This is a genomic window from Bowmanella denitrificans (assembly GCF_039522935.1).
GTDB classification, from domain to species: domain Bacteria; phylum Pseudomonadota; class Gammaproteobacteria; order Enterobacterales; family Alteromonadaceae; genus Bowmanella; species Bowmanella denitrificans.
Genome location: NZ_BAAAEI010000028.1, coordinates 84,316 through 92,185, shown reverse-complemented (window position 1 = coordinate 92,185; position 7,870 = coordinate 84,316). Strand labels below are relative to the sequence as shown.

Sequence of the window (7,870 nt, the reverse complement as noted above, 5' to 3'; positions counted from 1 at the left end):
TGTAAAAGCGTGCGTGCTTATTACGTGTATCCCTCTTGGGGGAGGGAGTCCATACATCTCTGTGGTTAATTTTTTTAGACAGATATATTTTTTACCTCTGAAGCAATGAGGGTACAGAGTTCTGGACTCAAGTGATGATGACATTCGCGTTCTTGGCGGCTCTGCGAGAGAGAATTCCGTTTTCAATGTTAGCAATCACCGCTTTTCGTCATTTGTTAGTTGCGCAGTTATAAAAAGCGCAAAAGCTCTGGGTGTTGGTTATGGATAAAGTTGCTAAGGGCCGAATCCGCCTGAATAAAATTAAAATCAGCAAAGTCAAAGCCCGGCGCCACACTGCAACCCATTAAACTGTATTCGCCCAGACTTTCAGCGGCCTGATAGTGACCCCCTTCTATCACCTGGGCAAAATGTGGTTCGTCTGGTCCCAGACGTAACTCCTGAATTTGTTGATTATGCAGATCGATAAGCCGTAGTGGGGCACCAGCATAATGATTCCATACCTCGTCATGGGCCACGCGATGAAAGCGGCTGACGTCCCCCTGCCCCAGTAGAAAATAAATATGGGTCAGGCTGGGACGTGGTTGGCCATGTACCGGTGAGTTTAAACTCTGGGCTGAGCGGTAAACTTCTGCGTAATAGCCTCCTTCAGGGTGAGGCTTAAGCGCAAACTGGCTGATCAGTTGTTCCTTACTAGGGGACATGATGATGCTTCCTGATTGAAATTAGTCATTGTCAGTGCTCTGGCACTGAACTATGTTAGGCGGAATTTAGTGGAACGTCATTGGAGAAAAATATGGATATACTGTTTGACTACATTTTACGTATTGAGACCTTTCTACTGATTTTTGTGGTGGTGGTATTAAAATCCGCCATTATCTTTGTCCCTCAGAATCGGGCTTATCTGATTGAGCGATTTGGTAAATACCAGACCACCCGCGAAGCCGGACTGAATTTTATCGTACCTTTTATTGACCGGATTGCCGCCGACCGCTCGCTGAAAGAGCAGGCCGTGGATGTGCCGGAACAAAGCGCTATTACCCGTGACAACATCTCTCTTAAGGTGGATGGGGTGCTGTATTTCCGGGTGCTGGATCCCTACAAGGCCACCTATGGGGTGGATGATTATATCTTTGCCGTGACTCAGTTGGCGCAAACCACTATGCGTTCAGAGCTGGGTAAAATGGAACTGGATAAAACCTTTGAAGAGCGTGATCAACTTAACACTAATATCGTATCAGCCATAAACGAAGCCTCTGGCCCCTGGGGCATCCAGGTGATGCGCTATGAAATTAAAGACATTGTGCCACCGCATTCGGTTATGGAAGCTATGGAAGCGCAAATGAAGGCGGAACGAGTCAAAAGGGCACAGATCCTGGAATCTGAAGGTGACAGGCAAGCGGCTATTAACCGTGCCGAGGGTGAAAAAGCTTCAGTGGTACTGGCCGCCGAAGCGGACAAAGCAGAGCAGGTGCTGCGCGCTGAGGGTGAAGCCAAAGCTATTCTGGCGGTGGCAGAGGCGCAGGCCGAAGCATTGCGACTGGTGGGCGAAGCGGCCAACACAGAACAAGGCCAGAAGGCGATTCAACTGGATCTGGCCACTAAGGCCATTGAAGCCAAACAAGCCATTGCTAAAGAGTCCTCAGTGGTGTTGCTACCAGACAGTGGGACTGATGCCGCGTCAATGGTAGCGCAGGCCATGACCATTATCGAGAATATAAAAAAGGGGTAACCGATGGACCTACTGAATCAGCATCTGGCCGAGAGTCTGATGGTGTTAGGCCTGGCACTGCTGGCCGTTGAAGTACTGATCCTGGGCTTTGCCACCTTTGTGTTGTTCTTTATTGGCCTGGCAGCGCTGGCCACCGGGCTGATGATGTATCTTGGCTTGCTTGGACAGGATATGTTCAGCGCTCTGGCCAGCCTCGCCGTGTTGAGTGCCTTGTTTGCGTTGTTGTTGTGGAAGCCGCTAAAAAATATGCAGGCGAAAGGAAAACCGGTACAGGTACAAAGTGATCTGATCGGGCATCAGTTTGCAGTTACCGAGGCACTGCAGCCAGGTAAGAGTTTTGAGTATCGTTATTCAGGTATTGCTTGGCAGGTACACAGTCAGCAACATTTAACAGCTGGGCAGACGGTGCAGGTGGTTAAAGTGTCGGTAGGGCGTTTGGATGTTGCACCTGTGCAGGACGTGTCGTGATAAATCTTCGTCTGGCCCAGGCGGGCAATGAGGATAAAAGTTACTTCTGGCGGCATTATCAGCAGGCCATGCGTGGACATATTGAAAGTCAGTGGGGATGGGATGAGAACTGGCAGCGTCAGGATTTTGCTAAGCGCTGGCAGGATAATCAAAATCTATTGGTGGTATCTGGCCACCTCAATCTTGGTTATATTCAGCTCTGCCAACGTCCAAAGCATGGCCTATATATTACGATGCTGATTATGGCACCACAATGGCGCAATAAGGGAATTGGACGTAGGTTGCTATTGCAATTGCTTAAGGTCTATCAGGCTCAAGAGTTAACACTCAGGGTGTTTCGTTGTAATCAGCAAGCTCTGCAATTTTATGTAAATGCTGGCTTCTGCGTAAGTGCGGAAGAACCGGACTTTTATTTGTTGCAGGCAGGGGCAAAGGCGTTGCAAACGGCCCAACCGGAAGTCAGGCTCGCTTAACGTTATTTTCAGTCTTCCTCGGCTTCCACTGCGTCAACATCAATACCCATTTTTTCCATAATTTTGCGTGCTTCTGCCGGAATACGATGAGGATTGTCTTTCTGCAGATCGGCATCATTGGGTAGGGGTTGCCCGGTAAACGCATGCAGAAATGCTTCACACAGCAACTCCGAATTCGTGGCGTGACGTAAATTGTTGATCTGTCTGCGCGTCCGCTCATCGGTTAGTACTTTGAGTACGTTCAATGGAATGGACACGGTAATTTTTTTTACCTGCTCGCTCTTTTTTCCATGCTCGGCGTAGGGATGAATATACTCGCCATTCCATTTAGCCATGTTTCTGCCTGTTTTATTTTAAGTTAGATGGCAAAATTCTAACCGCTGGCAGGATTCAGTCAATCTGGAAGTCCAAACATCTTGATGTCTGGGCGGAATACAAGTAGATTTAGCCATCTAAACGTCCAAAATCCAGAGCTTATTCCAGGAGTCACTATGGTTTCCTATGCCCAGGGCATTGATGCGCTGAACAATTCCTTGTCTGAATTGCGCAATATCAATGTGTCTTTTGAATTTTTCCCGCCTAAAACTGAGCAAATGGAACAAACTCTGTGGCATTCAGTGCAGCGCCTGGCACCCCTTAAGCCAGCTTATATGTCGGTGACTTATGGTGCGAACAGTGGCGAGCGGGATCGTACCCATGATGTGGTGAAACGTATCCAGGCCGAGACCGGTGTGGCGGCCGCGCCACATTTGACCTGTGTGGATGCCAGCCGAGAAGAGCTTAAGCAAATCGCCCATGACTACTGGCAGGCTGGTATTCGTAAGATTGTTGCCCTGCGCGGTGATTTGCCTAAAGGCGTGGACAAAACCGAGCTGTATGCGGCGGATCTGGTGGCGTTACTGAAAGATGTGGCGGATTTCGATATTGCCGTGGCGGCGTATCCGGAAATTCACCCTGAAGCGCCTAATGGCCAGTTTGACTTGCTGAATCTGAAACGTAAGGCCGAAGCCGGTGCAAGTTCGGCTATTACGCAGTTTTTCTTCGATGCCGAAGTGTTTCTGCGCTTTCGTGACCGGGCCGCAGCCGCAGGAATAGATTTGGAAATCATCCCCGGTATTTTGCCGGTAACGAATTACAATACTCTGGTGCGTTTTGCCGGTATGACCAATGTGCATGTGCCAAACTGGTTGCATAAGATGTATGAAGGTCTGGACGATAATGACCAGACCACCCGTAATCTGTTGGGTGCCAGCATTGCTATGGATATGGCGCGTATTCTGGCCAAAGAAGGGGTGCGTAACTTCCATTTTTATACGCTGAATCGCTGTGAGCTCAGCTATGCGATTTGTCATATGCTGGGTTTGCGAGCCGACTAAGTAAACATTAGTTTGACAGACACACAGAAAGGCATCAGGGGATGCCTTTTTTTGTGCGTCGAGGGTACACTTGAATCTGAGTTTTGGGCAGGAGGTATGGGATGGATAAATTCAGGGCAATTAAAACCTTAACGTTAAGCCAGGTGAAAGTGTTTGCCATAGCCATGCTGACTCGTTGCCAACAGGACAGAATTACCGTTACTGCTGGCCATCTGGCCTATGTCTCCTTGTTGTCGTTAGTGCCATTTATCATGGTGTTTTTTACCATTTTGTCAGCGTTTCCTGCATTTGGTTCGGCCCGTGGTGACTTGGAATCCTTTATATTTAGTAACTTTGTGCCGCATGCCGGTGGCGTGGTGCAACAATATGTTGGTGAGTTCGTTGGCAATGCATCGAAAATGGGCGCCGTGAGCATATTGTTCCTGGTGGTAGTGGCGTTGATGCTGATCTCCAATGTAGACAAGACCATTAACCATATCTTTCGCACCAATAGTGACAGACGCCCCATCTTTACCTTTGCTATTTATTGGATGGTGCTGACATTAGGCCCCTTATTAATAGGTTCGGGGCTGGCGATCAGTTCCTATTTAGTCGGGCTGGCGGCTTTTGCCGAGGACTATACGCCAGGTATTACTACTGCGTTGCTGAATCTGGTGCCCTTTGTTACGTCATTGGGGGCATTTTTCATTTTGTATATGGTGGTGCCAAATAAAGCGGTACGTGCCAGGCATGCTCTTTCCGGGGCTTTTTTAGCAACCTGCTTATTCGAATTATCGAAAAAGGGATTTGCCTTGTATGTTGCCAGCTTTCCCTCCTATCAAATGATCTACGGTGCATTGGCTGCGGTACCCATTTTATTTGTATGGATTTACCTGTCCTGGATTGTGGTGTTACTTGGTGCCGAGTTTACCGTACAAGTAGAGAGCCTGAGCCAGCCACCACCGCCGCAAGAAAGTATTTAATACTTCCCGCCACAAGGCTTATACAGTTTTCAACACTTCCTAACAGATTCGCGGTTTATCACTTGCTATCTTGCTCCTGAAATTTTTCAGATGTGAAGGGGAAGGAATCATGGGGATGCGTGTAAAGCAGAGTGCGTTGTTATTGTTAGCGGCGCTGGGAATGGGGGCTTGTAGTAGCGATCAGGTTGATAAGGCCATTGATGACAGACCGAAAAATCGGGATACCACCATCACCTTTGTTAATGCCCTGAATGACGATGCCGGCTTTTATCTTCACCCGCATGCTATGTTTGGTGATGTATTCCGGGATAAATACAAAGCAGTAGATTTACTCAGTGAAGATTATGGCAGTTATCTGTATGGCTGGAACAAAGATTACGCCAAAACCACTTTTGGTGTGCGCAACAAAAATAGCAACAACAAAAGCCGCAAACTGGATGCGCATTTAGCCGACGGCGGTCGGACCTGGGTGGTGGCCTGGATGAATGGCAGCAACTATGAATTGTCTGTTTTTGACAAATCCCCCCGCAACCGTGCCGATATTATCAGTGTCAGGGTGCTGGCAAATGCTGATATGGATGTTGCTGTGGACGGAAAACACATCAGCCGGGTTAAATCCGGTAAAGTGTCTACACATATCAGTGTTGAGCAGTGCAATGGCACGCTGAGCATAGCCAACCGCGCCATTAATTTATGTCAGCAGGAATATGGCCGCTCTTATCTGCTGGTTGCCGACAGTGATGGTGCCAGGGTAATAGTGGAAGAATAGCTAATTCTGAATACTCTGAATAAACTCGTTAGACTGGTCTATGGCCCGGTTCATCTCTCTGAGTAATAGATCAATATCGCGTTTTATACCACTGAATTCACCTTGCAGGGAGCCAATTGCGCTGGCGTTCAGGTTGTGTTTTAAGTAAAGCACATTGTCTTTTAAGGCACTTAACACCGGCGTCATTTTACTTTCGGCGCGGCGCATGGAATTTAGTAATTGGGTATAGCGGCGTTGGGTATCCTTTAGCTTTACACTGCTGTCTCGTCTGAGCTTCTCACTGCTGTATTGGTCCAGCTCGTCCTGCCATTCATCAAACAAGGCATCGGCAACATCCTGTACCTTATTGATACGTGCTGAAACTTTTTCTGCCGACGCTTCACTGGCTTCATACTGGTCCTTAAGACCCTCGTACACACGCTGCAACTCACCACCATCAAATTCCAGCAGAGTGCTGAAACGTTCCAGGGCTGAACTGAATTGTTGCTGGGCGTCTTCCTGCGCATCTCTGGCGTCTTCGACCCGATCAACCAGAATGTCTCGTTTCTCGACGCCCACCTTTTCCATCGCTGAGTAGTAGGCTGACTGGCAGCCACTGAGCAGCAGCCAGATGCCTAACAGCCCGGCATGACGAAACATCAGAGCCTGGCCCTGAACTTGGCGGCATCCACAATTGCCCACAGATGGATCAGTGCGCCTGGGATCCACATAAAGATCAGGATAACAGTGGCAGCCATGCCATAGCATACAGACACCACCACAAAAAACAGCAAGGCAGCCAGAATCCGGCCTTGGACTAACTGTCCCAAACCTGGAATAAAGAAGCTGCAAATTGCCGCAATGACATTACCGCCGGAACCTTGTCCTGACATAGAAGTCTCCATCACATTTGTTTATGCAATTAACTTAAAGCAATTGTTTGCGCTAGGCAAACTTTGCCACAATAGCATGGTTTTAACTCAGGAATATCAGATGATTGCATTGTTACAGAGAGTGTCAGAAGCCAAAGTGGTGGTGGCAGGGGAATGTATAGGACAGATTAATAAAGGCATTCTGTTATTGCTGGGAGTGGAGCAAAGTGATGATGAAGCCAAAGCCCGCAGGTTATGTGAGCGGGTGCTTAATTATCGTATCTTCGCTGATGAACAGGGAAAAATGAATCTGAATTTACTGCAGACAGGTGGGCAATTGCTGGTGGTATCTCAATTTACCCTGGTGGCCGATACGGATAAAGGTAACCGACCCAGCTTTTCCCGTGCCGGCAACCCACAGGAAAGCGAAGTGTTGTATGAATACTTTGTCAGTCAGGCGAGAAAAGCGGGTGTTCACTGCCAAACTGGGCGATTCGCCGCGGATATGCAGGTAAGCTTAACCAATGACGGGCCTGTGACTTTCCAACTCAAAGTGTAACGGGCAACGATTTACCCCTCAGAGCACTGAAACCAGATAATTTAAGTTGAGGTGATGACGGCGGGCGAACTTTACGAGCGTTGCGTATTCAGGCAACAGGAGTGGTTGTTTCGCACAAAGTAAAATGCGGTTTTGATAACCTGGTACTTTAAAGCAAAGCGGGCGAAAGCCGCTTAATCGCAGATAGAGCTGCTGGAAATCGTCAATCTCACCGGAGTGTTCGGGTAAAAGGTTGATAGCCAGAATACCCAGCTGGGACAAACTATCCAGACAATCACGGTGGAACGCATCCTGTTTGAGAAAGTCGGGATGCTTGTGACCATCGAATATATCGATAAACAGCAAATCCAGACAATGATAGTGTTTTATCTCTATCTGCCCGTCGCCTTGTATGATAGTACCAGGGGCAAGATGAAAGTAATCCACACAAGACTGAATCACGCCGTTGTTGCTTTCAATACTTGTCATATGGATGTTTGGGTGCACAGAGCCCAGATAACGTTTGAGTGCTCCGCCACCTACTCCAAGCTCCAGCGCCTGTGTGGCCTGAGGACAAAAATACAGCGCCAGTGCCATGGCATGTAAGTGCGGTAATACCAAAGTGGGGGGATTGCTCAAATCCATTACAGTCTGTACTGTGTCATCCAGACATAGCCAGCGATATGCGGCATTTTGGTAAACAA

The 7,870-nt window shown here is 48.2% G+C and carries 12 protein-coding genes; 7 read left to right on the top strand and 5 right to left on the bottom strand.

The genetic code is table 11. The features are described from left to right. Nucleotides 1-227: 227 nt before the first annotated feature. Nucleotides 228-701: a cupin domain-containing protein gene (locus ABD028_RS20835; RefSeq protein ID WP_343847322.1), complete on the bottom strand. Its 474-nt coding sequence runs from the start codon at nt 699-701 to the stop codon at nt 228-230. A gap of 92 nt (nt 702-793) precedes the next feature. On the opposite strand from ABD028_RS20835, the gene ABD028_RS20830 reads away from it, so the two are divergent. The 3 genes from ABD028_RS20830 to ABD028_RS20820 are packed head-to-tail and all read left to right on the top strand — an operon-like array spanning nt 794 to nt 2,670. After that, nucleotides 794-1,729 (top strand): SPFH domain-containing protein, encoded by a 936-nt coding sequence (locus tag ABD028_RS20830; RefSeq protein ID WP_102797558.1) that lies wholly within the window; start codon nt 794-796, stop codon nt 1,727-1,729. Nucleotides 1,730-1,732: 3 nt separating this feature from the next. After that, complete coding sequence (locus ABD028_RS20825) at nt 1,733-2,197, top strand: NfeD family protein (RefSeq protein ID WP_102797557.1); 465 nt, start codon at nt 1,733-1,735, stop codon at nt 2,195-2,197. After that, nucleotides 2,194-2,670, top strand: coding sequence for a GNAT family N-acetyltransferase (locus tag ABD028_RS20820; protein WP_102797556.1), 477 nt, complete (start codon nt 2,194-2,196; stop codon nt 2,668-2,670). Before ABD028_RS20825 ends, ABD028_RS20820 begins: the two co-directional genes overlap by 4 nt. A gap of 8 nt (nt 2,671-2,678) precedes the next feature. Here the strand turns inward: ABD028_RS20820 and metJ are convergent, their stop codons facing one another. Then, complete coding sequence (gene metJ / locus ABD028_RS20815; protein WP_102797555.1) at nt 2,679-3,005, bottom strand: met regulon transcriptional regulator MetJ; 327 nt, start codon at nt 3,003-3,005, stop codon at nt 2,679-2,681. Nucleotides 3,006-3,161: 156 nt separating this feature from the next. On the opposite strand from metJ, the gene metF reads away from it, so the two are divergent. The 3 genes from metF to ABD028_RS20800 all read left to right on the top strand — a co-directional run bounded on the left by metF (nt 3,162) and on the right by ABD028_RS20800 (nt 5,777). Next, complete coding sequence (gene metF, locus ABD028_RS20810; RefSeq protein WP_102797554.1) at nt 3,162-4,046, top strand: methylenetetrahydrofolate reductase; 885 nt, start codon at nt 3,162-3,164, stop codon at nt 4,044-4,046. Nucleotides 4,047-4,147: 101 nt separating this feature from the next. Then, complete coding sequence (locus ABD028_RS20805; RefSeq protein WP_102797553.1) at nt 4,148-5,008, top strand: virulence factor BrkB family protein; 861 nt, start codon at nt 4,148-4,150, stop codon at nt 5,006-5,008. A gap of 115 nt (nt 5,009-5,123) precedes the next feature. Continuing rightward, entirely contained in the window at nt 5,124-5,777 is a 654-nt protein-coding gene (locus ABD028_RS20800) for a hypothetical protein (protein ID WP_343847321.1), read from the top strand. Here the strand turns inward: ABD028_RS20800 and ABD028_RS20795 are convergent, their stop codons facing one another. Continuing rightward, entirely contained in the window at nt 5,778-6,416 is a 639-nt protein-coding gene (locus ABD028_RS20795) for a DUF2959 domain-containing protein (RefSeq protein ID WP_343847320.1), read from the bottom strand. It abuts the gene before it with no gap. Then, complete coding sequence (locus tag ABD028_RS20790) at nt 6,416-6,649, bottom strand: hypothetical protein (protein ID WP_102797550.1); 234 nt, start codon at nt 6,647-6,649, stop codon at nt 6,416-6,418. The genes ABD028_RS20795 and ABD028_RS20790 overlap by 1 nt, the downstream gene beginning before the upstream one ends. Before the next feature lie 100 nt (nt 6,650-6,749). On the opposite strand from ABD028_RS20790, the gene dtd reads away from it, so the two are divergent. Continuing rightward, nucleotides 6,750-7,187, top strand: coding sequence for a D-aminoacyl-tRNA deacylase (gene dtd / locus ABD028_RS20785; protein ID WP_102797549.1), 438 nt, complete (start codon nt 6,750-6,752; stop codon nt 7,185-7,187). A gap of 18 nt (nt 7,188-7,205) precedes the next feature. Here dtd and ABD028_RS20780 read toward each other — a convergent pair whose 3' ends face one another. Beyond that, nucleotides 7,206-7,811, bottom strand: a complete 606-nt coding sequence (locus ABD028_RS20780) for a class I SAM-dependent methyltransferase (protein ID WP_102797548.1) — start codon at nt 7,809-7,811, stop codon at nt 7,206-7,208. Nucleotides 7,812-7,870: the final 59 nt, after the last annotated feature.

Coding starts and splice junctions, on each gene's coding strand:
- ABD028_RS20835 (WP_343847322.1), bottom strand. CDS start 701: ATGTCCCCTAGTAAGGAACAACTGATCAGCCAGTTTGCGCTTAAGCCT.
- ABD028_RS20805 (WP_102797553.1), top strand. CDS start 4,148: ATGGATAAATTCAGGGCAATTAAAACCTTAACGTTAAGCCAGGTGAAA.
- ABD028_RS20825 (WP_102797557.1), top strand. CDS start 1,733: ATGGACCTACTGAATCAGCATCTGGCCGAGAGTCTGATGGTGTTAGGC.
- ABD028_RS20790 (WP_102797550.1), bottom strand. CDS start 6,649: ATGTCAGGACAAGGTTCCGGCGGTAATGTCATTGCGGCAATTTGCAGC.
- dtd (WP_102797549.1), top strand. CDS start 6,750: ATGATTGCATTGTTACAGAGAGTGTCAGAAGCCAAAGTGGTGGTGGCA.
- ABD028_RS20780 (WP_102797548.1), bottom strand. CDS start 7,811: ATGGATTTGAGCAATCCCCCCACTTTGGTATTACCGCACTTACATGCC.
- ABD028_RS20830 (WP_102797558.1), top strand. CDS start 794: ATGGATATACTGTTTGACTACATTTTACGTATTGAGACCTTTCTACTG.
- ABD028_RS20795 (WP_343847320.1), bottom strand. CDS start 6,416: ATGTTTCGTCATGCCGGGCTGTTAGGCATCTGGCTGCTGCTCAGTGGC.
- metJ (WP_102797555.1), bottom strand. CDS start 3,005: ATGGCTAAATGGAATGGCGAGTATATTCATCCCTACGCCGAGCATGGA.
- metF (WP_102797554.1), top strand. CDS start 3,162: ATGGTTTCCTATGCCCAGGGCATTGATGCGCTGAACAATTCCTTGTCT.
- ABD028_RS20800 (WP_343847321.1), top strand. CDS start 5,124: ATGCGTGTAAAGCAGAGTGCGTTGTTATTGTTAGCGGCGCTGGGAATG.